Origin of the sequence: Nocardia brasiliensis, assembly GCF_042691675.1 — a bacterium.
Taxonomy (GTDB): domain Bacteria; phylum Actinomycetota; class Actinomycetes; order Mycobacteriales; family Mycobacteriaceae; genus Nocardia; species Nocardia brasiliensis_D.
Map to the genome: position 1 here is coordinate 2,067,303 of NZ_CP170507.1, position 24,593 is coordinate 2,091,895.

General features: G+C 68.8%; 20 protein-coding genes. 11 read left to right on the forward strand and 9 right to left on the reverse strand.

Going from position 1 to position 24,593, the window contains the following annotated elements; genetic code table 11:
* Window positions 1-68 precede the first annotated feature (68 nt).
* Window positions 69-383, forward strand: a complete 315-nt coding sequence (gene mihF, locus ACFK0J_RS09640; protein ID WP_029895202.1) for an integration host factor, actinobacterial type — start codon at window positions 69-71, stop codon at window positions 381-383.
* Window positions 384-569: 186 nt separating this feature from the next.
* Here the strand turns inward: mihF and ACFK0J_RS09645 are convergent, their stop codons facing one another.
* From ACFK0J_RS09645 to ACFK0J_RS09655, 3 genes are all read right to left on the reverse strand, one after another.
* Complete coding sequence (locus ACFK0J_RS09645) at window positions 570-1,100, reverse strand: hypothetical protein (protein WP_378738566.1); 531 nt, start codon at window positions 1,098-1,100, stop codon at window positions 570-572.
* Between the two features lie 79 nt (window positions 1,101-1,179).
* Entirely contained in the window at window positions 1,180-2,019 is an 840-nt protein-coding gene (gene fdhD, locus ACFK0J_RS09650) for a formate dehydrogenase accessory sulfurtransferase FdhD (RefSeq protein WP_378738567.1), read from the reverse strand.
* Window positions 2,016-4,310 carry an FdhF/YdeP family oxidoreductase gene (locus ACFK0J_RS09655; RefSeq protein ID WP_378738569.1) on the reverse strand — a complete coding sequence of 765 codons (2,295 nt, stop codon included), beginning with the start codon at window positions 4,308-4,310 and terminating at the stop codon, window positions 2,016-2,018. Before ACFK0J_RS09655 ends, fdhD begins: the two co-directional genes overlap by 4 nt.
* Window positions 4,311-5,347: 1,037 nt before the next feature.
* On the opposite strand from ACFK0J_RS09655, the gene ACFK0J_RS09660 reads away from it, so the two are divergent.
* Genes ACFK0J_RS09660 through ACFK0J_RS09670 form a run of 3 tightly spaced genes read left to right on the forward strand, consistent with a single transcriptional unit; the run spans window position 5,348 to window position 8,963 of the window.
* Entirely contained in the window at window positions 5,348-5,791 is a 444-nt protein-coding gene (locus ACFK0J_RS09660; RefSeq protein ID WP_378738571.1) for a hypothetical protein, read from the forward strand.
* Window positions 5,788-6,624, forward strand: a complete 837-nt coding sequence (locus ACFK0J_RS09665) for a hypothetical protein (protein WP_378738573.1) — start codon at window positions 5,788-5,790, stop codon at window positions 6,622-6,624. The genes ACFK0J_RS09660 and ACFK0J_RS09665 overlap by 4 nt, the downstream gene beginning before the upstream one ends.
* Window positions 6,621-8,963, forward strand: coding sequence for a protein kinase (locus tag ACFK0J_RS09670; protein WP_378738575.1), 2,343 nt, complete (start codon window positions 6,621-6,623; stop codon window positions 8,961-8,963). Before ACFK0J_RS09665 ends, ACFK0J_RS09670 begins: the two co-directional genes overlap by 4 nt.
* A 97-nt stretch (window positions 8,964-9,060) precedes the next feature.
* Here ACFK0J_RS09670 and ACFK0J_RS09675 read toward each other — a convergent pair whose 3' ends face one another.
* Window positions 9,061-10,314: an FHA domain-containing protein gene (locus tag ACFK0J_RS09675; protein WP_378738577.1), complete on the reverse strand. Its 1,254-nt coding sequence runs from the start codon at window positions 10,312-10,314 to the stop codon at window positions 9,061-9,063.
* A gap of 306 nt (window positions 10,315-10,620) precedes the next feature.
* Window positions 10,621-11,451 (reverse strand): SDR family oxidoreductase, encoded by an 831-nt coding sequence (locus tag ACFK0J_RS09680; protein WP_378738579.1) that lies wholly within the window; start codon window positions 11,449-11,451, stop codon window positions 10,621-10,623.
* A 164-nt stretch (window positions 11,452-11,615) separates the two neighbouring features.
* Between ACFK0J_RS09680 and ACFK0J_RS09685 the strand changes: the two genes are divergently transcribed.
* Window positions 11,616-12,287: a TetR/AcrR family transcriptional regulator gene (locus tag ACFK0J_RS09685; protein WP_378738581.1), complete on the forward strand. Its 672-nt coding sequence runs from the start codon at window positions 11,616-11,618 to the stop codon at window positions 12,285-12,287.
* An 8-nt stretch (window positions 12,288-12,295) separates the two neighbouring features.
* Window positions 12,296-12,850 carry a GNAT family N-acetyltransferase gene (locus ACFK0J_RS09690; RefSeq protein WP_378742721.1) on the forward strand — a complete coding sequence of 185 codons (555 nt, stop codon included), beginning with the start codon at window positions 12,296-12,298 and terminating at the stop codon, window positions 12,848-12,850.
* 9 nt (window positions 12,851-12,859) lie between these two features.
* Here the strand turns inward: ACFK0J_RS09690 and ACFK0J_RS09695 are convergent, their stop codons facing one another.
* On the reverse strand, window positions 12,860-14,410 hold the full coding sequence (locus tag ACFK0J_RS09695; protein WP_378738583.1) for a glycerol-3-phosphate dehydrogenase/oxidase: 1,551 nt from the start codon (window positions 14,408-14,410) through the stop codon (window positions 12,860-12,862).
* Window positions 14,407-15,033: a TetR/AcrR family transcriptional regulator gene (locus ACFK0J_RS09700; RefSeq protein ID WP_378738585.1), complete on the reverse strand. Its 627-nt coding sequence runs from the start codon at window positions 15,031-15,033 to the stop codon at window positions 14,407-14,409. Before ACFK0J_RS09700 ends, ACFK0J_RS09695 begins: the two co-directional genes overlap by 4 nt.
* Before the next feature lie 139 nt (window positions 15,034-15,172).
* On the opposite strand from ACFK0J_RS09700, the gene ACFK0J_RS09705 reads away from it, so the two are divergent.
* Both ACFK0J_RS09705 and ACFK0J_RS09710 read left to right on the forward strand, forming a co-directional pair.
* Window positions 15,173-16,750 carry an FAD-binding oxidoreductase gene (locus tag ACFK0J_RS09705; protein ID WP_378742723.1) on the forward strand — a complete coding sequence of 526 codons (1,578 nt, stop codon included), beginning with the start codon at window positions 15,173-15,175 and terminating at the stop codon, window positions 16,748-16,750.
* Window positions 16,747-17,694 carry a diacylglycerol kinase gene (locus tag ACFK0J_RS09710; RefSeq protein WP_378738587.1) on the forward strand — a complete coding sequence of 316 codons (948 nt, stop codon included), beginning with the start codon at window positions 16,747-16,749 and terminating at the stop codon, window positions 17,692-17,694. The genes ACFK0J_RS09705 and ACFK0J_RS09710 overlap by 4 nt, the downstream gene beginning before the upstream one ends.
* Before the next feature lie 11 nt (window positions 17,695-17,705).
* Here the strand turns inward: ACFK0J_RS09710 and ACFK0J_RS09715 are convergent, their stop codons facing one another.
* Both ACFK0J_RS09715 and ACFK0J_RS09720 read right to left on the reverse strand, forming a co-directional pair.
* Window positions 17,706-18,380 (reverse strand): AAA family ATPase, encoded by a 675-nt coding sequence (locus tag ACFK0J_RS09715; protein WP_378738589.1) that lies wholly within the window; start codon window positions 18,378-18,380, stop codon window positions 17,706-17,708.
* Between the two features lie 163 nt (window positions 18,381-18,543).
* A complete protein-coding gene (locus tag ACFK0J_RS09720) occupies window positions 18,544-19,137 on the reverse strand; it encodes a helix-turn-helix domain-containing protein (RefSeq protein WP_378738591.1) in 594 nt (197 codons plus the stop codon).
* A gap of 170 nt (window positions 19,138-19,307) precedes the next feature.
* Here ACFK0J_RS09720 and ACFK0J_RS09725 point away from each other — a divergent pair, with 170 nt between their 5' ends.
* From ACFK0J_RS09725 to ACFK0J_RS09735, 3 genes are all read left to right on the forward strand, one after another.
* The gene (locus tag ACFK0J_RS09725) at window positions 19,308-20,231 is read left to right on the forward strand and encodes an NAD(P)/FAD-dependent oxidoreductase (RefSeq protein WP_378738593.1); all 924 of its coding nucleotides are present in this window, start codon (window positions 19,308-19,310) and stop codon (window positions 20,229-20,231) included.
* A 202-nt stretch (window positions 20,232-20,433) separates the two neighbouring features.
* On the forward strand, window positions 20,434-23,109 hold the full coding sequence (locus tag ACFK0J_RS09730; RefSeq protein WP_378738595.1) for a valine--tRNA ligase: 2,676 nt from the start codon (window positions 20,434-20,436) through the stop codon (window positions 23,107-23,109).
* Window positions 23,110-23,204: 95 nt separating this feature from the next.
* Window positions 23,205-24,575, forward strand: coding sequence for a bifunctional folylpolyglutamate synthase/dihydrofolate synthase (locus tag ACFK0J_RS09735; protein WP_378742725.1), 1,371 nt, complete (start codon window positions 23,205-23,207; stop codon window positions 24,573-24,575).
* Window positions 24,576-24,593 lie beyond the last annotated feature (18 nt).

The window sequence follows — 24,593 nt, forward strand, 5'->3', positions numbered from 1 at the left end:
CCGGTGAAGTGCTGTTTACTCGGTCCGGTCAACCAGATGTTCGAGTGACGAGTGGAAGCGGAGGAGACATGGCACTGCCTACCATGACCGCGGAGCAGCGCACTGAGGCGTTGGCCAAAGCGGCAGCGGTCCGCAAGGCGCGCTCCGAACTGATCGGCAAGGTGAAGGCGGGCAAGGTTTCGGTCGCCGACCTGCTGAAGAAGGCCGACTCTGATGAGCTGGTCAAGAAGACCAAGGTCGCCGCGGTGATCAAGGCTCTGCCGGGTGTCGGACCGGTGAAGGCCGCCAAGCTGATGGATCAGGCGGAGATCCCGGAGGATCGTCGGATCGGCGGGCTCGGCGCACGTCAGCGTGCGGCACTGCTCGACGCCCTGAAGGACTGACGGACTCCCCAGTCCGCAGGTTCGACCGGGGACCGAACACTCGCGTCGGTGGCGTGGCTTTGCCTCGCGAAGGACCGCCTGCTCGCGGTCCGGACGACGTAGCTCAGCCCCCAGCCGCACAGACAGTTCAAACGCCCCACAGCGCCTACAAGGGCTGTGGGGCGTTGTCGTCGGGCAACCAGTCGCTCAGCGTCGGCGTCGGGGGAATCGCACGTTGAGCGGTGCGGGATCGGTCATCGGGATATCGCCGCGCGGCGGCAGGAGCAGGCACGCCAGACCGAGCCCGATCAGGAGCGCGGCGCCGAGCAGGCTGAGGGTCAGACTGACCTGGCCCATGTCCTCCGGCCGGTGAAAGACGTGGTAGATGAAATGCGGCACGCTGAAGGTCAGCCAGCCGATGCCCGCCATCCGGGCCGCCGAGGTGGTGTTGAGGACCAGTGCCGTAATCGTCACCGCGGTCAGCGCCAGGAAGAACGCGCCGACATCGGCTGCCAGGTGATGGTTGAACGGGCCGTCCGGCGAGATCCATTGCATCCCGAAACCGGGGAAGCTGGTGTACCACGAGTGCGGCGCGAAGGTCGCCCACAGGCCCACGATGGCGCCTTGCACGGCCAAGATCGCCAAGGCGATCCGGGTGAGCAGCAGGCGGCGACGGTGTTGTTCGAACCGCATTCGCACGCGTAGCCCCTCTTGCGTGCCCTCCACCGAAAACCGCATCGGTCCCTCCGTTCTCGCCGAACCTCGCCGAATACGTGCTGTCACGGTAAAGCGGACATCCGGTCCGGGCAAGGGGCGATCAGGCCAGCAACGATGTCGGGTTCGGTGCCGTACCGAGCCGATCCGGGTGCGTGTAGACATTCATCGTGTCGCCGCGCAGGAAACCGACCAGGGTCAAACCCGCCTCGGCCGCGAGATCGACCGCGAGCGAACTGGGGGCCGAGACGGCGCCGAGCATCGGAATGCCCGCCATCACCGCCTTCTGGACCAGCTCGAAGGAAGCGCGACCGCTCACGATGAGTACCAGATCCCGTACCGGAACGCGGTTTTCGCGCAGCGCCCAGCCGATCACCTTGTCCACCGCGTTGTGCCTGCCGATGTCCTCGCGTACCGCGAGCGCCGTGCCGTCGGCGGTGAACAGTCCCGCCGCGTGCAGGCCGCCGGTCGCCTCGAACAGGGATTGCCTGGTGCGCAACGTGTCCGGCATTCCGGTGAGTACCCGGGTGTCCACCACCGGGCCGCCCTCGGTGATCGGGTAGCGGGTGCGGGTGCGTACTTCGTCGAGCGCCGTCTTGCCGCACAGACCGCACGCGCCGGTGGTCAGGAAGTTGCGGGTCGATACCGGTCCCGGGTTGCGCAGCGTGAGGTCGAGGACGTTGTAGGTTTGCCGGCCCTCGACGTCGGTGCCCGCGCAGTAGCGGGCCGCCATGATCTCCTCGGCGACGCCGATCATGTCCTCGCTCAACAGGAATCCGTGCACCAGGTCGACATCGTTGCCTGGTGTGCGCATGGTGATGGCGAGCGACTGCCCGCCGATCCGGATCTCCAACGGCTCCTCGACGGCCAGCGTGTCGGGTCGCTGGACCTCGCCGGCCGGCGAGATCCGGCGCATCCTGCGACGGGCAGTGACTCTACTCATGGCTGGCCCCGCTCGAGTCTGATGGTGACCGCCTTGGACACCGGGGTGTTCGACCGCGCCGCGACATGATCCAGCGGGACAAGGGGATTCGTCTCGGGATAGTAGGCCGCCGCGTTGCCGCGTGGGGTCGGGTAGCCGATGAGCCGGAAACCCTTGACCCTGCGCTCGATACCGTCGGTCCACTCCGAAACCACGTCGACGAGTTCGTCTTCCGCGAAACCGAGGGCGGTGATGTCGTCGGGGTGCACCAGCACCACCTTGCGACCGCCGTGCACGCCGCGGTAGCGGTCGTCCAGGCCGTAGATGGTGGTGTTGTACTGGTCGTGGCTGCGCAGCGTCTGCAGGATCAGCTTGCCCTCGGGGACCGGAGTCCAGGTCAGCTCGTTCACCGCGAAGTTGGCTTTACCGGTGCTGGTGCGGAATTCACGACTGTCCCGGGGCGGGTGCGGTAGGACGAACCCGTTGCGGGCGCGCACCCGCTTGTTGTAGTCCGCGCAACCCGGCACGACCCGGGCGATGGCGTCGCGGATGGTGTCGTAGTCGCGGCGGAAGCGCGCCCACGGGACCGGGTGGTCCGCGCCGAACAGGGTCAGCGCGAGATCGCAGACAATGGCGACCTCGCTGCGCAGGTGCTTGCTCACCGGCTTGAGTCGGCCGGTCGACAAGTGCACCATCGACATCGAATCCTCTACCGACACTTGCTGTTTCATGCCATCTCGCAGATCTTGATCGGTGCGGCCCAGGGTGGGCAGGATCAGCGCGGTCTTGCCGTGCACCACATGGCTGCGGTTGAGTTTGGTGGAAACCTGCACGGTCAGCGCGCAATTGCGCAGCGCGGCCTCGGTGACCGCGGTATCCGGGGTGGCCGAGACGAAGTTGCCGCCCATCCCGAAGAACACCGAGGCGCGTCCGTCTCGCATGGCGCGGATGGCCTCGACCGTGTCGTAGCCGTGCTTGCGCGGGCTGGTGATGCCGAACTCCTGGTCCAGCGCGTCGAGGAACGCATCCGGCATCTTCTCCCAGATGCCCATGGTCCGGTCGCCCTGCACATTCGAATGCCCGCGCACCGGGCAGACGCCCGCACCCGGCTTGCCGATCATGCCGCGCAACAGCAGCAGGTTCGTCGCCTCCTCGATGGTGGCGACGCCGTGCGCCTGCTGGGTCAGGCCCATGGCCCAGCAGATGATGATGTTCTTCGATTCGGCGAATTGCTTTGCCGTGCGGTCGAGTTCGGCTTTGGTCAGGCCGGTCGCCACCAGCACTGCGTCGAAATCTACCGCGCGGATCTGCTTTTCGTACTCGTCGAAGCCGGCGCAATGGGCGTCGACGAACTCCCGGTCCACAACGGTGCCCGGCGCGCGGTCCTCGGCCTCGAACAACAGCCTGCCGAGGCCCTGGAACAACGCCAGGTCGCCGCCGAGGCGGATCTGCAGGAAGTCGTCGGCGATGGATACGCCGGTGGTGAAGCCCCGCACGGTCTGCGGATCGCGGAAATTGAGCAGCCCGGCCTCCGGCAGCGGGTTGATCGCGACGATCTTGGCGCCCTTGGATTTAGCGTCCGCCAGCGCGCTCAGCATCCGCGGATGATTGGTGCCGGGGTTCTGGCCTGCGACGATGATCAGGTCGGCGGCGGCGAAATCATCGATCGACACCGAACCCTTGCCGATGCCGATCGAGCTGACCAGTGCGGCGCCCGAGGACTCGTGGCACATGTTCGAGCAGTCCGGCAGATTGTTGGTGCCGAAACTGCGGACCAGCAACTGGTAGAGGAACGCGGTCTCATTGCTGGTGCGGCCGGAGGTGTAAAAGACGGCCTCGTCAGGAGAAGCCAAGGCGCCCAAGTGATCCGCGATCAACCGGTAGGCGTCGTCCCAGGCGATACGCGAGTAGTGGGTGTCGCCGGGACGCAGCACCATCGGATGGGTCAACCTGCCCTGCTGGCCGAGCCAGTAGCCCGACTTGTCCGCCAGCTCGTCGATCGAGTGGGCGGCGAAGAACTCCGGCGTGACCGTGCGCAGCGTCGCCTCCTCGGCGACCGCCTTCGCGCCGTTCTCACAGAACTCGGCCGGACGGCGATGACCGGACGGCTCCGGCCACGCGCAGCCGGGGCAGTCGAAACCGTGCACCTGATTGACCCGAGCCAGCGTGCGGGCGGTGCGGATGACGCCCATCTCATCGACCGCGCGTTTCAGCGATACCGTGACCGCGGTGACACCCGCGGCCTGCTCTTTCGGCGGGGTCACGGTGAGCGAGGACTCGTCGATGTCCTGGATCGGCCCATTACGGTGCATAGTTCGTATTGTCCTCTTCGCGAGTGTCTGAGTCGGCAGTGGACCAGCTACTTCGATGGTATGCACTCGGGGCGTCGCGGGTGCGGAACACGCTGGCGGCTCGGCGCTGACCATAGCCGGGTACTGCGGGGTATCTAACTGGGGAATAGCCGAGGGCGGGACCGTTCGAGTTGCCTCCGTGTTGGCGCACAGAGCATTACGATGCTAGTGATCGCACGCAAGACGGAAGCGGTCGGACGAAGTCCGTCATCACCCCGCCCATGGCCGGAGCGAAGGCGGAGGTACGCCTAGCGAAGGCATGGCCGATGGGGACGCTGGCATCAGATGCTGCGCGTGCCGGCGCAGCGCGGCGGCAGGTGCGGCGGACACGCGCGAGTCGCGTGCTCATGGGGGGTATCGGGATCTTCTGTGGGGTTGCGCTGACCGGGTTTCCGGGCGTGGCGGCCGGGGATCCGGGGACGGTGGAACCGACGACGATCGCGGTGGAACCGCAGCGGCCGGTGCCGGGGGATGGACTGAACAACACCGGGAGCCGCCTCGGGCCGGTCGCGCCTGTTCCGGTGCGGCAGCCGACGAGTCCGCAGCCGCAACCCCGAGACGGGGGTGGGACGCGGGACGGTTCAGGGTCGCCCGCTCCGGCGCAGCAATCCCCGCCACCGCCGCAGGAGGGCAGTGGTGGGCGCGAAGCGCCGCCGCGACCGGAGGGCAGTGGGACCCACGATGGGCCGGTGGTGCCGAGGCCGCCCGCACCACCCCAGCCGCGTCGGCCACACGAGCCATGTGGCGGGCCGGACGGGCCGACCTGCCCGCGGATACCGCCGAGTGTTCCGAAGCCGCCGGACATTACGACCCCGCCGCAACCCGACAAGCCGCCCGACATTTCGACGCCACCACCGCCCGACAAGCCGCCCGACATTTCGACGCCGCCACCGCCCGACAAGCCGCCCGATGTGGTCCCGCCGGAGCCGGAAGTGGTGGCACCGCCGCCGCCCCCGCCACCCAGTGCACCGGAAGGTGTTGCGCCACCGAGGAATCCAGTGCGGACGCCGCAGGTGGCGCCGCTGGAGCCCGGACCGCTTCCGCCGCCTCCGCCACCCGCACCACCTGAATTGCCCGCCGCCGCATTCGCTCTCACGCCGCAGGCGGTAGGACCCGGTACCGATGTCAAGGCCAGTGGTCAAGGCTGTGTTCCGCAATCCGCAGTTGATGTCGCCATCGGGGGCGTCGCCGTCGGTAAGACCGTCGCGACGGCGGAAGGTGCGTTCGAGGTGCCGCTGGCCACCGGTGCGGTGGACGTCGGCAGGCATCAGGTCACGGCGCAATGTGGGCGCACCCTGGTCGCGCCGCTGGATGTAGTGCTGGTCAGCAGCGTGGGGGCGGGCACATCGACGCTGACGGTGATTGTGTTCTTCCTCTTGCTCGGCGGGTGGTATTACGGCCATCGCCTCGTTTCGCATCTACCTGCGCGGAGGGGCGAATGAGCGGTCGTCGCCACGGCATTCGGCCTGTTGTCTGGGCAGTGCTGCTGTTGATGGTGCTGGGGTGGACCGGGGCGCAGGCGGGCGCGCGACCCGAGGGCGTCGACATGTCCGCGAATATCGATGGGCGTGACATCGCGGACACATCGGTGGGTGATCCGTTGCGGCTCGAGCCGGGCAGCACCATCCAGGTCGCGATCGAGTTGACCAACAATATGAGTGCGCCTTTGGAGATCCGGCACGTCGATCTCGCGGGGCAGGTGCTCGGTCTGAGCTTCTTCTCCTATTCCACCGCCGTCGAATTGACCATTCCGTCCGGGCAATCCGAATCGTTGCGGTATCGGCTGGAGTTGCGCGGACTGGAGGGGCAGGCGACCGGGTTCATCGGTGGTGAGCTGGCGGTCTACGGGGCCGAAGGCGCGGCGGTCGCGGGCATCCCGGTGGTCACCGATGTGCGCGGGTCGCTGTGGTCGGTGTACGGACTGTTCGGGATCGCGTTGATCGTGCTCACCGCGCTCGCCATCGCCGATGCGGCGTTGGCGATTGCGCGGCACCGGCTTTCGGCCAACCGCTGGCAGCGCGGGTTGCGGTTGCTCGCGCCGGGGATCGGCATCGGGTTGGTGTTCGCGTTCACCGCGTCGGTGGCGCGGTGGTGGGTGCCGGAAACCAGTCTGTGGCTGGCGTTCGCGGGAGTTACCGCGGCCGTTGCGTTCTTGCTCGGCTACGCGTCGCCGACACCGGAACCGGACGAGGACGGCGACGACGACGTCGAGGACGCGGACGAGATCGCCGAAGCCGACACCTATCGGTTCCCGGCCGGGGGCCCGACGCAGTGACCGGGCAGAGCGAACGGGTGCGGGCGGCCCTGCCCGCCTACGACATCGGCGACGAAGTCGGGCGCGGCGGGTGCGGCGTGGTGCTCGCGGGGATGCATCGCAGGCTGCGCAGGCCGGTGGCGATCAAACAGATTCCGGCCCAATTCGCGCACGACGCGCAGGTCCGCCGCCGGTTCGTCGCGGAGGCGCGGGTACTCGCGGCGATCGACCATCCGCACGTGGTGCGGGTTTTCGACTACCTGGAGCACGACGACCTCTGCCTGCTGGTGATGGAGTACCTGCCCGGCGGCACGGTGGGCGACCGATTCGCCACGGACGGGTACGATGCCGCGACCGCCGTCGCGATCGCGCTGTCCTGCGCGGCGGGACTGGAAGCGGCACACCGGCATCGGGTGCTACACCGGGACGTGAAACCGGCCAATCTGATGTTCGCGGCGGGTGGGGCGATCAAGCTCACCGACTTCGGCATCGCCAAGATCGTCGGCGGGGACGAGACCTGGGTGACCAAGGCGGGCGACATCATCGGCACACCGTCCTACATCGCGCCGGAGCAGGCACGGGGACAAGAACTTTCGCCCGCCACCGATGTGTACGCGTTGGCCACGATGCTTTATCAGCTGCTGTCGGGAGTGCTGCCGTTCCCGCCCGGTGACGGCCCGCTGGCGATGCTGTTCGCGCATGCCTTCGATGAACCGATCCCACTCGGTGAGGTCGCGCCGAGTGTGCCGGAACCTATTGCCGCAGTGGTGATGCGCGGGCTGGCCACCGATCCCGCTCAGCGCTTCGACACGGCCGAAGCCTTCGGCGTCGCCCTGGCGCAGCCCGCCGCCTACTGCTGGGGCGAGGATTGGCTTACGCCGGTGGGTATTCCGGTGATCGGGGCGGACACCATTGTCGCGGCGGCGACCGGGGGTGGGCGGACGCCGAGCCGGGCGGCAGGTCAACTTCGAACACCGCCGGTGACACCAGGGCCGCGCCCGCCCTATCCCTCAGCTAGAACAATGTTGTCCGCCAACCGAACACCGCCACCGTTTCGACCTGCCACGCCGGAGCGGGCAGAAGATTCCGCAGCGGGAGGGACGCAGGAGGGCCCCGGTCCACCGGTCGGGCCAGCGGAGCAGCGGACCCCACCGGGATATTCGGCGTCCGCTGGATCGTCGAGGAAGACGTCCGCTCCGCAGGAGGGTGAGCCGTCCGGTGCGGCCCCGCCGACTACGCCATGGCTCGCGGCTACATCTGGCGCGGCACCGGACGAAGGCGAGACGCGGTCCGAGCAGACGCCGCCCCCGTTCGGGCCGGCGATACCGAGTGCGCCATGGTCGACCGGGTCGCCGTCCTCGGGCGATGCTCCGCCTACGGTGCCGTGGCATCCGGGTTCGCACCCGCCGGTCGGCGGTCGTCCGATGGCGGGGGCTCGGCCCTCCGGTGGTGCTCCGCCTCCTGCTGGCGTTCGGCCACCGGCCGGGCCGCGGCCTCGGGGCCACGGCGCAATGCCGTTGCGTGCGCCGGTGACGCGGGTGCGGCCGCTGCAAGCGATGCCGGACAGCGGGGCTCCGCTGGTCGAAATCGATCGGCGGGACTTGGTGCCCATCCAGGATGTCGTGAGCTTCAAGTCGCCGCGAATGCCCTTCACGGTTGCTGGTCTGCTTGCCGTGGCGGCGGTGGTGCTGGCCGTGTTGGGGCTGGGCGCGCCGAAGATCGGTGGTGATCTGCCACCAGGAGCGGTAACTCTCGGTGGTGTCGATCCGGCCACTACGCCCGTCGATGTGGATCTGGCGAAGCCGATCCCGTTGCGCGTGAGCGGAATAGACGCCGACGCCGCTTCGCTGAAGGTGGCGGTGCTCGGGGTGCCGGTCGGTGGGGAAACCGTCCCGTTCGTGCCGGGGGATCAAGGTGCCGTGCTGCCCGCGCCGGTCAACCAGTACGTGCTGGCGGGGACGCTTACCGGGGAGCTCGTATTGCTGCGGAACGGCAGTGAAATCGCTGTCGAGCGCGTGGAATTGCGCTCCGCGCAGCGGCCGACAACCACCGCGACCGCCGCCGGCGTGGTACTCCTCGGCTTGTTCTCGCTGGCCTACCTCGAGTCGAACATGCGCCGGTTACGCAGGGGGCGTGGCGGCGTCGCCAACAGCATCGGCCTCGCGGTGAGCGCGGGCTTGCTCGCCGTGGCGCTTGTCGGTGCGGTATGGACCTTGCTCGAGCAGCCGCCCACGATGGCTACCACCGCTGGCTCCGCCGCGCTCGCCGCGGCTGCGGGACTGGCCGCGTCCCTCGGTGCGCGCCGAATCGGTAAGCGCCACCGCTACCTTCGCCGCGCTCGCCGACGCCCGCCATCCTGAGCACCGGAGGCTCGGCACTCGCCCACGGCGGCCAATGCGCCGCCGAAGCCCGCGCGGTGACTTCGCCTGCCGCGCGCCCTTGGGAGCGCCGCTCGGGTCAGGCTGGGGTGTGGTCGGCTTCGGACTCGTCGGGGCTGCGGTAGGTGAGTACCCGGTCGCTGATGCGGATGCTCCAGCCGGGGAGGAGTTCTGTTGGGGCGGTGCCGATTCGGGTCCACTTGTCGGCGCTGGGCGGGGCGATGAAGGTGCCGGAGGTGGCGGGGGCGTCGCGGACGAAGACCTTACCGCGGTCGACCGAGACGTAGGCGTGCACACGGGAGACGTGCCGGTCGCGCTGGATCACGATGGGGGCGGCTTTGGCGGCCCGGACGGTGTCATCGGCCTGCGGGCCACGGCCGATGACATAGGGGCGGTCCAGCGGGTAGGCCGCGCCGTCCTCGAGGATCAATGTGCCGACGGCCTTGCCCGGCTCGGGCGCGGCGGGGCGGATGATGCGGTCCACCGAAGGCTTCAGCAGCGCAACGGGTTCGGGGCGGCCGAGGGGCTGGCGGGCTTGGGACCAGGCGAGTGGACGGTCGGCGGCGGGCCCGTTGCCGACCGGTGGTCGCGGTCTTACCAGCGGCCTCGCGGATTCCGGCGGTTGGACCGCGGCGGTGGCGGACCGGGTTGCCGCGGGCGCCGCCGTCGACGCGGACCGGGCTGGGGCGGATGAGCGCGCGGACGAAGAGGTAGCCGAGGTCGGTGCCGCTACGGCGTCGGCGGCGCCGGTGGATTCGGAGGTGGCGGCGAAACCGGCGGCGGCGGTGGGCTCCGGCTCCGCTGCCGATGCGGCGGAGGGACGCGGCGAGGTGGAGCTCTTGGCTGCTTTGCCGGAACGGCGCACCGCGGCGTGCAGGACGAATCCGCCACCGGGAACCACGCCCGCGCGCAGGTCGGTGCGCGGCAGTGCCTTCAGCGGTGTTCCGGTGTCCGTGCCGACGGTGATGCGGCGCAACGGTTCGCGCACGATCTCGTCCACCCAGGTGAACGCGCGTGCCCCGTCCAGTCGCCTGGTGCCCTCCGCGCCGTTGAGCTCGGCGAAAACCGGTCCGCGCAGCAGGATCAGGGTGCCGTCGGCGGTCGGTGCCACCACGCCGAACGGGGGCGGTTCGGAGGTGCTGCCGAAAACGATCGAGGCCAGCCGCTGGGCGAGCGCGGCACCGGGATGTTCGGTATCCGCGACGGCCTCGATCGCGCCGAGTATCCGGTCGGTGGAAGCGGTTTCACCAGCCAGATAGACGACGACACCACCGAAGCGTGCGACAAGGCCGTGGCCCTGCGCGATACCAACGGTGGAAGATTTGCTGCGCACCCGCGCCCTCCTTCCCGGCGCACTACCGACATTCGAAGCCAGCATAGAGCGTGCGGGTCGGGGGGATCGGGGTGCCGAAGGGCGGTAGCACACGCACGGAAGCCCTACCGTGCCTGCCTGGTACGAACGGTGGAACGCCGAATTGAAAAGTGCCGCCGAGGTTTTGGTCGCTGCCTCGGCAACGGGCTACCAACCGCGCGAACCGGCGATGCGGAGTTCGCGCCATTCGCCCAAGTCCACAAGTGTGGCCACCATCTCGCCGCTCCCCGCCGCCCCCGTAGCGCACCTGTGGGGGCCATGTCCTGATCAGGCGGTGAATTCTGCGGCGTTGTCCTCGATCCAGTTAGTGAAGGTGCGGGACGGTCGGCCGGTGAGGGTGGTGACGGTGTCGGTGAGTGGTGTGGGGACACCGTCGTGGCGGCGCCAGTGGTCGAGCAGGGCGTCGGCGACGCTGATGGGGAGGTGTCCCCGGATCTGCTCCTTCCACTCCTCGGGGGTGACGTGGTCGACGGCGACGGGCTGGCCGGTGACTTCGGCAATGCGGTCGAGTTGCTGACGGAAGGTGAGTGCTTCGGGGCCGGTCAGTTGGTGCTCGGCGCCGCGATGGTCCGGCTTGGTGAGCACTGCGTGGGCGGCTGCGGCGATATCGAGCTCGTGGATCGGATCGGTGTAGGCGTCCGGGTAGGGGAGGCTGACGGGACTGCCTGCCTTGATCGCGTCGGCCCAGATGCGGGCATTGCCCGCGAAGGTGCCGGGTCGCAGGACGGTTGTGGTCATCCGGGCAGCCGCGAGTCCGACCTCGGTGTCCAGATGAAATTTTCCGAGCGGGTTGGTGGCGGCGTCGGGGCCGAGTGCGGCGGTCGAGGACAGCAGCACGATGTGTTCGACGCCCGCTTCGGTTGCGGCGGTGGCGAACTCGGTGATCGTGCTGGGCTCGGCATACAGGAACACCGAGGTGACGCCGGCGAGGGCGGCGGGGAAGGTGCTCGGGTCGGTCAGATCGCAGGTCATCGCGGAAATGTCCGCAGGCAGCTGCTCGGGTCGGCGGGAGCCGACGCGGACAGCGAGATCGTCGGCTCGCAGCAGGGCCAGCAGGTTGGTGCCGACCGAGCCGCGGCCGCCGGTAATGAGAATCATGGGAAGTCCTCGGGGGAGCGCTTGATTGGCGGCGGCACGGTGATCGTCGAAGGCAGCGTCCGGTACCGAACCGCATTTGTCACGAACGTTGTTCGTCGCAGTGAAATCTAGGAGACGAACAACGTTCGTGTCAAACGATGTTCGTCACCGCGTATGCTCGGCCCATGAGTGAAGCGCCGATCAGTCGCCGAGCCCGCCCGGCGAAGGCACCTCTCAGTCGCGAGGTGATCATCGAAACCGGACTGCGCATCCTGGACCAGGAGGGCCTGGCCGCACTGACCATGCGTCGCGTGGCGCAGGACCTCGATACGGGCGCGGCCTCGCTCTACGTCTACGTCGCCAACCGCGACGACCTGATGGCCGCGATGCTCGACCACGTGCTCGGCACGATCGAGCAACCGACCGGCGGCAGCTGGCGGGAACGGCTGGGAACGCTGGTGCAGGCGGCGGTGGTGGCGATGAGCCGCCACGAGGGACTGGCCGTCGTCGCGCTCGGTGCGATTCCGACCGGAACGAACGCCCTGGTGCTGATCGACCGGATGCTGGCCTTGCTCGCCGAGGGCGGGGTGGACGAGCGCACCAACTCGTGGGCTGTCGACCTGCTGTTCCTGTACATCACCGCGGCCGCCGCCGAACAGAGCGCCTACAACACCAAGGGCATGCGGGCCGAGGCCCACCTCGCCGAGGTCGACAAGCGGTTCGCCGGGTTACCCGCCGATCGTTATCCGATGATCGTGGCGATGCGAGAAAGCCTGATGGCGGGCGACGGCGACGCGCGCGCACAATGGGCGCTTCGCGTGCTGATCGACGGCATTCTCGCCACGCCGGTCCGGTGAACTCTATGATGCAAGACGTGTCCGTGATCCGACCGGCGACCGAGGACGATTTGCCAGTCCTTCAGGATATCGAGATCGCGGCGGGAAAACCGTTCGCTGAAATCGGTATGACAGCCGTAGCCGAGGATGAACCACCCTCGTTGGAAACGCTGCGCGAGTACCAACGCGCCGGGCGCGCGTGGGTCTGGGTCGACGACGACGATTATCCGATCGGTTACCTGGTCCTGGGCGTCGTCGACGGCGTCGCCCACATCGACCAAGTGTCGGTGCATCCCGACCACCGCGGACGGCGGATCGGCAAACGCCTGATCGACCACGCGGTGTTCTGGGCGAAAGACCACGGGATGCCCTCGATCACCCTGACCACGTTCACCGACGTCGCCTGGAACGGGCCGTACTACGAGCGCCTCGGCTTCCGCTACCTGACCGACGAGGAGCAAACGCCAGGTTTGCAGGCGATTCGCGCCGCCGAAGCCGCCCACGGTCTGCAGGACTGGCGGCGGGCTTCCATGCGCGCCGACCTGGATTCCTGGTCCTTCGACGGCAGCGTCTCGGAGACCTGAGCCCGACGGCTAGGTGACCGGGGCCAGTGCCGCCAGCGCGGCGGGGGTGGCGGCCGCGCGGTCTTCGGCGATCAGGCCGATGCGGGTGCGACGGTCGAGCAGGTCGTCGGCATCAAGCGCGGCTTCGTGGGTGACGGCGAACTGGAATTCCGCTGCGGTGACGTCTATTCCGGGTGCCACGGGTCGGGCCAGTGCTGGATTGTGTTGGGCGGCGGCCAGAATGCTGGCCGCTTCGCTGCCGTAGCGGTCGATCAAGACCGGTGGTGCGTCGATGCCGTCGCGGGCGGCCCCGGACACCGCGCCCACCAGCGGAAGTCGCTTCGTGCGGCACGGGCCCGCGGTGAGACCGGCACGGGTGACGGCGGCGTCGATGACATCCTCGGCCATCTGCCGGTAGGTGGTGAGCTTGCCGCCCACGATGGTGATGACGCCGGAGGGGGAAGGCAGGACCGCATGTTTGCGGGAGATATCGGCGGTGCTGTCGTCGGCGGTCTTCAGCAGGGGGCGCAGGCCCGCGTAGGTGCCGCGAATATCGGCGCGGGTCAACGGCTCTCGCAGCGCGGTGTTGATGGTGTCGAGCAGGAAATCGATCTCGGTGTCGGTGGGTTTCGGTTCGTCCGGAACCGGGCCGGGGGCATCCTCGTCGGTCAGGCCGAGGTACACGCGACCGTGCGCGGCGGGGAAGGCGAAGACGAAACGGCTGGTGCTGCCGGGAACCGGGACGGTCAGCGAGGCGCTGAGGCCACCGAACGACTCGGCGGCGAACACCAGGTGGGTGCCGCGGCTCGGGCGCAATTCGATGCTGGGATCGACCTCGTCGGCCCAGACACCGGTGGCGTTGACGACGGCACGGGCGCGGACGGTCATCGTCTCGCCGGTCAGCGTGTCCCGCAGGGTGGCTGAATTGCCGGTGACGGCAAGGGCTTCCACGCGAGTCAGGACGGTCGCGCCCGCCGCGCCCGCGGTCCGGGCAAGGGCGACCACCAACCGGGCGTCGTCGACGAGCTGTCCGTCCCAGGACTGGAGCCCGCCCCGCAGCCCGTTCCGGCGCACGGTCGGAGCGAGCCGCAGCGCTTCGGCGGCTGCCACTCGCCGGGAACGGGGCAGGATCGCCGCGGGGGTGCCCGCGCCGCGCCGGAGCACATCGCCCGCCAGGAAACCCACCCGGACGAGCGCGCTCTGCGCGGCTCCGATGCCGGGCAGCAGCGGTACCAGCTGCGGGAGCGGGCGTACGAGATGTGGTGCGGTGGTGCGGATCAGAATGCCCCGCTCGACCGCACTCTCGTGCGCGATGCCGACCTGGCCGCTGGCCAGATACCGCAGGCCGCCGTGCACCAGCTTGGAGCTCCACCGGCTGGTCCCGAAGGCCAGGTCGTGCCGCTCCACCAGCACCGTCCGCAGCCCGCGTGCGGCGGCGTCGAGCGCGGCGCCGACGCCGGTGACACCGCCGCCGATCACCAGCACATCGATCTGCGGCTCGTCGCCGAGTTGCCGTAGCTCCCGGGTGCGGCGGTCCGCGTTCAGCGCGGAATCTCCCCGCGACACCGAATTCGCTGTCATCGCAATGCCTTTCCGGAGTGATTCGTTCCGGTGGGAACGAGATAGCCGTCGATCGCGCGAGATAGTTCCGTGTTCAGATCGGCATCGGCGAGCAGCGGGGCGACCGTGCCCGCCGACTGAACCGCGGACTGCGCGATCAGCAGCAGCATGGTGGCCAACTGCTCCGGGTCGCCGTCCCGAATGGAGCCGTCCTGCTGGCCTGCCCGGATGCCTTCGGCGAACAGCTCGATCAGCGCGCGCTGGTTGCGGCCGAGGCGGCCGAAGACGTAGGTGAGCATCAGGTCGGTGTCGGTACGGAAGATCTTGCCGAACAACGGATTCGAGCGAATCTTGGCGGCGCCCGCGACGATACCGTCGACCAGTCGGGTACGGCCGTTGCCCGCCGTGGGCATGGTCGCGGCGACGATCGCGCGCAACTCGCGGACCAGGAGTTCGGCGACCAGCGAGCCGGTGTCCGGCCAGCGCCGGTAGACGGTCGGCCTGCTCACCCCGGCGCGGCGCGCCACCTCGGAGAGGGTGGTGCGGCGCACACCGAACTCTTCGACGCAGCGCCGGGCGGCATCGAATATCGCGAGATCGATGGCGGAGAGCGCGTCGTCGGTCGCCTCGTCCGGAGCGGTCACAGCGTCCCCTCGGGCAGATTGGTTTCGTTACTGCTTGACATTCTATGTCAAACTGTAACGCATGGTCGAGACGCAGAAGTACACCGGCGGGGGATCGGGTCCGGCGGAAAACCCGGACGTCACCGGGGCCGCGCCGAGTATGGTCTGGGATGCCTGGGGCATTCCGGCCGGACACAAGCCGTTGTCCGCGCAGGTCCGTGGCCTGCTGACCCAGGTGTTCGGAGTGTCCGGCGACCCGCTGGCGCGCCGCGATGAGGGCAACGTGCCGCTGCGCGAGTCGGCGCTCACGCCTGCCCAGCGAGCCGGGTTGGCCGAAGTGGTCGGCGCGGACAATGTCTCGGCCGACCACCGCCACCGGTTGCGGCACGCGGGCGGCAAGAGCACCCCCGACCTGCTGCGCCGCCGCGCCGAGGAACCGCAGGACGCGCCGGACGCCGTCGTCTGCCCCGCCGATCACGACCAGGTGCTCGCCGTGCTGGCCTACTGCGCCGAGCACGCCATCGCGGTCGTGCCGTTCGGCGGCGGCACCAGCGTGGTCGGCGGCGTCGATCCGGTGCGCGGGCGCTTCGACACGGTGATCGCGGTGGACCTGCGCAGGCTCGATACCGTGTCGCAGGTCGACCCGGTCAGCGGCATGGCCACCCTCGGCGCCGGAGTCACCGGCCCGCGCGCGGAGGAACTGCTCGGCGCGCACGGACTTTCGCTCGGGCACTTCCCGCAGAGCTTCGAATTCGCCAGCATCGGCGGCTTCGCCGCCACCCGGTCGTCGGGGCAGGCGTCCGCCGGATACGGGCGGTTCGACGACATGGTGCAACGGCTGAAGATCGCCACTCCCACCGGCACACTGGAACTCGGCCGTCCGCCCGCCTCGGCGGCGGGCCCTGACCTGCGCGAACTGTTCGTCGGCTCGGAGGGCGCGCTCGGTGTGATCACCGAGGTCACCCTGCGCGTGCACCCGATCCCCGAAACCACGGCCTACCAAGGGTGGTCGTTCCCCGACTTCGAGACCGGCGCTGCCGCATTGCGTTCGGTCGTGCAGGCAGGTGCGGCACCGACGGTGCTTCGCCTGTCCGACGAGGCGGAGACTGGGGTCAACCTGGCCCCCGCCAGCGATATCGGCGGCAACGCGGTGTCCGGTTGCCTCGCCATCACCACCTTCGAAGGCAGCGAGGCGCACGTCGCGGCCCGCAGCGCCGAAGCGAGTGCGCTGCTCGCCGCGGCGGGTGGCACCGCCCTCGGTGAAACCCCGGCTCGGGAATGGGAACACGGCCGCTTCGGCGCACCATATATGCGCGACGCCCTATTGGATGTCGGCGTGCTCTGCGAGACCCTGGAAACCGCGACCACTTGGGCGAACCTGGCCAACCTGAAGGCAAAAGTGACTGCGGCACTGACCGACTCGCTCTCCGGTCTGGGCACCCCGCCGCTGGTCATGTGCCACATCTCGCACACCTACCCGACCGGTGCGTCGCTGTACTTCACCGTCGTCGCCAAGCAGCTCGACGATCCGATTGCCCAGTGGTACACCGCGAAACGAGCAGCCGGTGACGCGATCGTGGCGGCGGACGGCACCATCACCCATCACCACGCCGTCGGCACCGACCACCGGCCGTGGCTGCCCGCCGAGATCGGCGACCTCGGCGTGCGCGTATTGCGTGCGGTAAAAGCCGAATTGGACCCTGCGGGCATCCTCAACCCTGGAAAGCTGGTCCCGTGACACAGGATTCAACCCCTGCCGTGCGTGCGGTCACCGTGGTGACCAATCCGCTCGCCGGGCTCGGCAAAGGGCACGACGTCGCGGGCGCGGCGATGGCGCGGTTCCGGGAACACGGGGTCGAGGTCATCGAGGTGCGGGCGCCGTCGGCCGCTGAAACGGTTCGGCTGGTGCGGGATTCGATCGAGCAGGGCAAGCCCGATGCGGTGGTCTGCATCGGTGGCGACGGGCTGATCAACGTGACCCTTGCCGCGGTCGCGCAGACGGGTGTGCCGCTGGGCATGGTCCCGGCGGGCACCGGCAACGACCTGGCCAGGGAGCTCGGCGTACCCACCGAGGACGCCGTCGCGGCGGCCGATGTCGTGCTCGCCGGGCGCACCCGCACTATCGACCTGGGCCGGATCGACGCACCGGGTTCGCCGATGTGGTTCGCCACGGTGACCGGCACCGGGTTCGACGCCCGAGTGACCCTGCGCGCCAACACTATGCGCTGGCCGAGGGGCAGGCTGCGGTACACCGTCGCGGCGCTGGCCGAGATCTCCGGCCGGTTCACCGTGCCCTATCGGGTGGAGCTGTCGGGTGCGGTCACCGATGGCCTGACGAACCCTGGCGTGGGTTCGCTGTTGGAAACGAACGCGGTGATGGTCGCGGTCGGCAATACCCGCACCTACGGCGGCGGCATGCTGATCTGCCCGGACGCGTCGATGGATGACGGCCTGCTCGACCTCACCGTCGTCGGCGCGCTGTCGCGGCTGGAGATGCTGCGTCTGCTGCCCGCCCTGTCCGCGGGAAAACGGCAGAATCACCCGGAAGTCAAGCAGCATCGGGCCGCGGAAATCACGCTGACCGCGCCCGGCGCCCCCGCGACCGCCGATGGTGAACCGGCGGGCATCCTGCCGATCACCATTCGGGCTGTCCCCGCGGCACTGACCGTACTGGTTCCCTGACCGTCTGATGCCTACGCGGCGAAGGTGATTCGGTTCAGCTGGTTGACGTTGCCCCGGTCGACGATCACCAGCGACGCCGGAGCGGGCCGCAGATTGCCACCGGCCGCCAGCCGCTCCATCAGCCGCCGCCAGCGAAAACAGTGCAGCGTGAAGGTCATTCGATTGGACCGCCGCCCACGTGCGTGCTGACCGGCGCGGGCCACCACGGCCGGAACGTCGACGAGGATCACGTGCAGTTCCCTGCCGTACTCGGCAGCCCAGCGGGAGATCATCCGCCGCGCCCAGCCGAAGGTGGCGCAGTCGTGGATCACCACCGGGCCGTCCGTATCCCGCAGTGCCGCGCGGATTCCCGCGAAATGCGCGACATGCACGACCGGTCGCCACAGCGTATAGGGCAGCCAGTCGAGCCGGTGCCGCCACCGATTGCGGGCCTGTAGCGAGTCCAGCACCACCGAACCGGCCGGACCGCACGAGGGATCCTCGGACTCGCTGGTCGCGCCGAAGAATCGGCGCAGCACGGTGCTCTTGCCCGCCCCCGGGATGCCCGCGACGACCAGGGCAGTCATTGCGGGGTACTGCAATTCGTCGATCTTGTGACCCCGCAGATCGTGCACGCCGTCCGGCGCGAGGACGGGCAGCAGCGCCGCGGGGGAGTGCGGTGACAGCGTGTCGAGCGGGGGGTTCACCTCTTCCAGCGTCCTGATTCGCCGCCGTTCCGGCAACGGGGAAAACCCTGGATTTTCACTGAGATTTCCCTGAAGGGGACTAGCGGATGCGTTCACACACTCCAGCGTCCGCATCCTGGGCCGATCTGACAAGGCCGGACAATCCGGTCACCTCGAATTGTGATCAGCTCGACTGCCCGCTCCGGGACCGCGCGCGGACGTGCATGCGCTCGCCCTGGCTGCCGAAAAGACTGAGGATCTCGACCGGACCGCGTCCGGTGCTGCCGAACCAATGTGGTTGGCGGGTATCGAATTCGGCGGCTTCGCCGGGCCCGAGCACGATGTCGTGCTCGCCGAGCATCATCCGGAGCCGCCCGGACAGGACGTACAACCATTCGAACCCGTCGTGCACGCGCAGGTCCGGTTCGGTGCGGTCGGCGGGCAGCACCATCTTGAAGGCCTGTAGCGGGCCGGGCTGGCGGGTGAGCGGAAACACGGTGATACCGTCGACCTTTCGCGCCGGAGCATGCACCCTCGGGTCCGCGATCTTCGGTGCGGCGACGAGTTCGTCCAGTGGCACCCCCAGGGCCAGCGCGATCGGCAACAGTAGTTCCAGGCTGGCCCGGCGCTGGCCGGATTCCAGCCGGGACAGGGTGCTCTTGGAGATCCCGGTGGTCTCCGCCAACGCGGTCAGCGTGATGTCGCGGTGCGTGCGCACCGCCTTGAGCCGTGGCCCGATGTCGGCCAGGGCGGCGGCGATGGTCGGCTGATTCTGCATGACACCAGTTCACCTCGATTTCCCGGAAACGGCAATATTAGTTGCCGTTATCGCGACAGGACCGGCACCCTGGTCGGCGGAGGTGATCGCCAGATGAGCGAGTGCAGCGAGCGAATAGTGTCACAGTGCGCATCGCGCATGCCGGAGCCGAGCGCCAGCGAGGTGCGGGCATGAGCGAGATGTACGACGTAGTGATAGTCGGCGGGGGTGCGGCGGGACTGTCCGCGGCGCTGGTGCTGACCAGGTCTCGGCGCAAGGTGGCGGTGGTGTGCGGTGGTGCGCCGCGCAACGCGCCCGCCGAGCACATGCACGGATTCCTTTCCCGGGACGGGATGCCACCCGGCGAGCTGCTCGCGACCGGTGCGGCGGAGGTCGCCGGTTACGGCGGTGAGCTGATCGATGACTTCGTGAGCAGTGCCGAAAAGTCTTATCGGCAGGACGACTTCACGGTTCAGCTGGCCAGTGGGCGCACGCTCACCGCACGCCGGATCCTGATCGCGACCGGACTGCGCGACGAGCTGCCCGGCCTGCCCGGTCTGCGCGAGCGGTGGGGCGCCGACGTGCTGCACTGCCCGTACTGCCACGGCTACGAGGTACGCGACCAGCCGCTCGGTCTGCTCGGTGGCAATGACCCGCGGACGCTGCACGTGGCGTTGCTGTTGCCGCAATGGTCCGCCGATGTGATCTTGTTCCAGCACACCATGGAGCTCTCCGACACCGACCGCGCCCAGCTCGACGCCCGTGGCGTCCGGGTGGTCGAGGGCGAGGTCGCGCGGTTGGTCGTCGACGGAACGCTGCGTGGCGTGGAGCTGGCCGATGGCCGCGCGGTGCCGCGCTCCGCCGTATTCGTCGCACCCACCTTCGTGCCCAACGCGGACTTGTTGCACAGCTTGGGGTGCGACTTCGACGAGAAGGGCTGGGTGGTCGTCGACCCCACCGGGCGGACCAGCGTGCCCGGCGTCTGGGCCGCTGGCAATGTCTCGAACGCCGCGGCCCAGGTGATCGTCGCCGCTGCCGCGGGCTACAACGCCGCGGTCGCGATCAACGGCGACCTCGTGTCGGCGGCCGCTCAGGTGCCCGTTTCGGCCGGTTAGGGCGGATTTTTCGGGCGGAAAGTGCCGGAAGCTGAGAATTAGTTATGGATTCCGGAACCCTTCCACCTGGGACGGTAAGCTCTGAGAAGTAAGGCGGAGTGTTCGGTGTCCCTCATCCACCGAAGGCTCCGCCTTTCTTTGTGTCCGGCAGTTGGCTCGTACCCTGCGGAAATCGGTTGAGACCGGCCACTAGAATCGTTGGGTGACCAGCGCAGCCCCTGACAATCCGCGTAATCGTGCCGATGCCCTCCCCAAGAGCTGGAACCCCGGCGAGGTAGAGGCCTCGATGTACGAGCGCTGGGTAGCCGCTGGCTATTTCGCCGCGGACGCGACCAGCGACAAGCCGCCGTTCTCGATCGTGCTGCCGCCGCCGAACGTCACCGGCAACCTACACATGGGCCACGCCCTCGACCACACGATCATGGATGCGCTCACCCGCCGCAAGCGCATGCAGGGCTACGAGGTGCTCTGGTTGCCCGGCATGGACCACGCGGGCATCGCCACCCAGACGATCGTGGAAAAGCAGCTTGCCGTCGACGGCAAGACCAAAGAAGACTTCGGCCGCGAGCTGTTCATCGACAAGGTGTGGGACTGGAAGCGCGAATCCGGCGGCGCCATCCAGTGGCAGATGCGCGCCCTCGGCGACGGCGTCGACTGGAGCCGGGACCGGTTCACCATGGACGACGGCCTGTCCCGCGCCGTGCAGACCATCTTCAAGCGGCTCTACGACGCCGGATTGATCTACCGCGCCGAGCGACTGGTCAACTGGTCGCCCGCGCTGCGCACCGCCATTTCCGACATCGAGGTCAAGTACGAGGACGTCGAAGGCGAGCTCGTTTCGCTGCGGTACGGCTCGCTCGACGACAACGAACCGCACGTGATCGTGGCCACCACCCGGGTCGAGACGATGCTCGGTGATACCGCGGTGGCCGTGCACCCGGACGACCCGCGCTATCGGGCGCTGATCGGCACCACCCTGGAGCACCCGATCACCGGGCGGCAGATCCCGATCATCGCCGACGACTACGTGGACCCCGAATTCGGTTCCGGCGCGGTGAAGATCACCCCCGCGCACGACCCGAACGACTTCGAGATGGGCCTGCGGCACAACCTGCCGATGCCGAACATCATGGACGAGCGTGGCCAAATCATCGACACCGGAACCGAATTCGACGGCATGGACCGGTTCGAGGCGCGCGTCGCGGTGCGCGAACGGCTGACCGCCGAAGGCCGCGTGGTCGCCGAGAAGCGGCCCTACCTGCACAGCGTCGGGCATTCCGAGCGCAGCGGCGAGCCGATCGAGCCGCGGCTGTCCATGCAGTGGTGGGTCAAGGTGGACACGCTGGCCAAGGCGGCAGGGGACGCGGTTCGCAACGGTGACACCGTGATTCACCCGGCCAGCTCCGAGCCGCGCTGGTTCGACTGGGTCGACAACATGCACGACTGGTGTATCTCCCGGCAGCTGTGGTGGGGGCACCGCATCCCGATCTGGTACGGCCCCGAGGGCGAAGTGATCTGCGTCGGCCCCGACGAGACCGCGCCCGAGGGCTACGTGCAGGACCCGGACGTGCTCGACACCTGGTTCTCCTCCGGCCTGTGGCCGTTCTCCACCATGGGCTGGCCCGACGCCACTCCGGAACTCGAGAAGTTCTATCCGACAAGCGTTCTCGTCACCGGCTACGACATCCTGTTCTTCTGGGTGGCCCGGATGATGATGTTCGGCACCTTCGTCGCCGACGACCCGGTGCTCGCCGCGGGCAAGGAAGGGCTTCAGGTTCCGTTCCAGGATGTGTTCCTGCACGGCCTGATTCGCGACCAATACGGCAAGAAGATGTCGAAGTCGCGCGGCAACGGCATCGACCCGCTGTCCTGGATCAACGAATACGGCGCGGACGCACTGCGATTCACCCTGGCCCGCGGCGCGCAGCCCGGCGGCGACCTGTCCGTCGGCGAACAGCACGCGCTCGCCTCGCGCAGCTTCGTCACGAAGCTGTTCAACGCCACCAAGTTCGCGCTGATGAACGGCGCGCGGACCGGCGAGCTGCCGGATCGCGCGCAGCTCACCGATGCCGACCGGTGGATCCTGGATCGGCTCGAAGAGGTGCGCGCCGAGGTGGATTCGGCGTTCGACGGCTACGAGTTCGGCAAGGCCTGCGAGGCGCTGTACCACTTCGCCTGGGACGAACTGTGTGACTGGTACCTGGAATTGACCAAGGTGCAGTTCGCCGAGGAAGGCGCGCGCGCCGAGACCACCCAGGTGGTGCTCGGCACCGTGCTCGACGCGGTGCTGCGCCTGCTGCACCCGGTCATCCCGTTCGTCACCGAATCACTCTGGCAGGCGCTCACCGGCGGCGAGTCCCTCGTGATCGCCGCCTGGCCGCGGTCCTCCGGCGTGCCGACCGATCAGGTGTCGGCCCAGCGCATCGCCGACACCCAGCGGTTGATCACCGAGATCCGCCGGTTCCGCGGCGATCAGGGCCTCGCCGACAAGCAGAAGGTGGCGGCCAAGCTCATCGGCCTCGACGCCGCGGGCCTGACCGAACTGCACGACTCGGTCGCGAACCTGGCTCGGCTCACCGAGCCCGGCGACGAATTCGCGGCGACCGCGACGGTGGAGGTCCGGTTGAGCGGCGCCACTGTGACCGTCGAGCTGGACACCTCCGGCGCCGTCGACCTCGACGCCGAACGCCGCCGATTGGAGAAGGACCTGGCCGCGGCGGAGAAGGAATTGGCGGGCACCACAGCTAAACTCGGCAACGAGGCGTTCCTGGCCAAGGCGCCGGAGCCGGTGGTCGCGAAGATCAAGGACCGGCAAGAGGTCGCCGCCGCCGAAGTGGCACGCATCGGCGCCCGGCTCGCGGAATTGAGCGGCAAATGAACCACGAACCCGAACCGCAGTACGGTGACGACCTCCGGCACCCGGCCGCGGGACCGCGGCTGAGTTCCGGGCCGTCGCCGGTCGAGCTGGCCGAAATGGCTTTGGTGGAAGCCGAACTCGACACCCGCTGGCCGGAAACCAAGATCGAGCCGTCGCTCAGCCGGATCGCCACCCTGATGGACCTGCTCGGCTCGCCGCAGCAGAGCTACCCGGCGATCCACGTCGCGGGCACCAACGGCAAGACCTCGGTGACCCGGATGATCGACGCACTGCTCACCGCCCTGCACCGGCGCACCGGTCGGATCACCAGCCCGCACCTGCAGCTGGCCACCGAGCGGATCAGCATCGACAACGCGCCGATCACACCCGCCAGGTATGTCGAGACCTACCGCGAATTGCAGCCGTTCATCGAGATGATCGACGCGCAGTCGGCGGCGGCGGGCGGCCCGGCGATGAGCAAGTTCGAGGTGCTCACCGGCATGGCCTTCGCGGCCTTCGCCGAGGCGCCGGTCGACGTCGCCGTCGTGGAGACCGGCATGGGCGGTACCTGGGACGCGACCAATGTCATCGACGGGCAGGTCGCGGTGATCACTCCGATCGGCTTGGACCACACCGACTACCTCGGCACCGATCTCGCCGCCATCGCGGGCGAGAAGGCCGGCATCATCAAACGCGCGCCGGAGAGCCTGATTCCGCGCGATACCGTCGCGATCATCGCCGAACAGGATCCCGAGGCGATGGAGGTGTTGCTGCGCCGCGCGGTGGAAGTAGACGCCGCGGTGGCGCGCGAAGGCGGCGAATTCCGAGTACTGGCACGGCAGATCGCGATCGGCGGCCAGCAGCTCGAATTGCAGGGCCTCGGCGGGGTATACGACGAGATCTTTTTGCCGCTGCACGGCGAGCATCAGGCGCGCAACGCGGTGCTCGCCCTCGCGGCGGTCGAGGCGTTCTTCGGCGCCGGTGCCGACCGGCAGCTCGACATCGAGGCCATCCGCGCGGGTTTCGCGAGCGTGACCAGTCCGGGCCGGCTCGAGCGGATGCGCAGCGCGCCGACCATTTTCATCGACGCCGCGCACAACCCGGCGGGCGCGCAGGCGCTTGCCTCGACGCTGACCGCGGAGTTCGACTTCCGCAAGCTGGTCGGGGTGGTCGCGGTGCTGGCCGACAAGGACGCGGACGGGATCCTCACCGCGCTCGAACCGGTGCTCGACGAAATCGTCGTCACCGGCAATGGTTCGCCGCGCGCGATGGATGTCGACATGCTCGCCGATCTCGCGGTACAGCGCTTCGGCGACGAACGGGTGATCACCGCGCCGACCCTGCCGGACGCGCTGGAGACCGCCATCGCCATTGCCGAAGAGGTCGGCGAGGCGGGGGAGATGGTGTCCGGCGCCGGGGTCGTGGTGACCGGCTCGGTGGTGACGGCGGGCGCGACGCGCGCGCTGTTCGGAAAGGACCCAGCGTGAACGACGCCGACAAGCCCG

Coding starts and splice junctions, on each gene's coding strand:
- ACFK0J_RS09725 (WP_378738593.1), top strand. CDS start 19,308: ATGAGCGAGATGTACGACGTAGTGATAGTCGGCGGGGGTGCGGCGGGA.
- ACFK0J_RS09665 (WP_378738573.1), top strand. CDS start 5,788: ATGAGCGGTCGTCGCCACGGCATTCGGCCTGTTGTCTGGGCAGTGCTG.
- ACFK0J_RS09685 (WP_378738581.1), top strand. CDS start 11,616: ATGAGTGAAGCGCCGATCAGTCGCCGAGCCCGCCCGGCGAAGGCACCT.
- ACFK0J_RS09690 (WP_378742721.1), top strand. CDS start 12,296: ATGCAAGACGTGTCCGTGATCCGACCGGCGACCGAGGACGATTTGCCA.
- ACFK0J_RS09645 (WP_378738566.1), bottom strand. CDS start 1,100: ATGCGGTTTTCGGTGGAGGGCACGCAAGAGGGGCTACGCGTGCGAATG.
- ACFK0J_RS09695 (WP_378738583.1), bottom strand. CDS start 14,410: ATGACAGCGAATTCGGTGTCGCGGGGAGATTCCGCGCTGAACGCGGAC.
- ACFK0J_RS09655 (WP_378738569.1), bottom strand. CDS start 4,310: ATGCACCGTAATGGGCCGATCCAGGACATCGACGAGTCCTCGCTCACC.
- fdhD (WP_378738567.1), bottom strand. CDS start 2,019: ATGAGTAGAGTCACTGCCCGTCGCAGGATGCGCCGGATCTCGCCGGCC.
- ACFK0J_RS09680 (WP_378738579.1), bottom strand. CDS start 11,451: ATGATTCTCATTACCGGCGGCCGCGGCTCGGTCGGCACCAACCTGCTG.
- mihF (WP_029895202.1), top strand. CDS start 69: ATGGCACTGCCTACCATGACCGCGGAGCAGCGCACTGAGGCGTTGGCC.
- ACFK0J_RS09720 (WP_378738591.1), bottom strand. CDS start 19,137: ATGCAGAATCAGCCGACCATCGCCGCCGCCCTGGCCGACATCGGGCCA.
- ACFK0J_RS09705 (WP_378742723.1), top strand. CDS start 15,173: ATGGTCTGGGATGCCTGGGGCATTCCGGCCGGACACAAGCCGTTGTCC.
- ACFK0J_RS09735 (WP_378742725.1), top strand. CDS start 23,205: ATGGCTTTGGTGGAAGCCGAACTCGACACCCGCTGGCCGGAAACCAAG.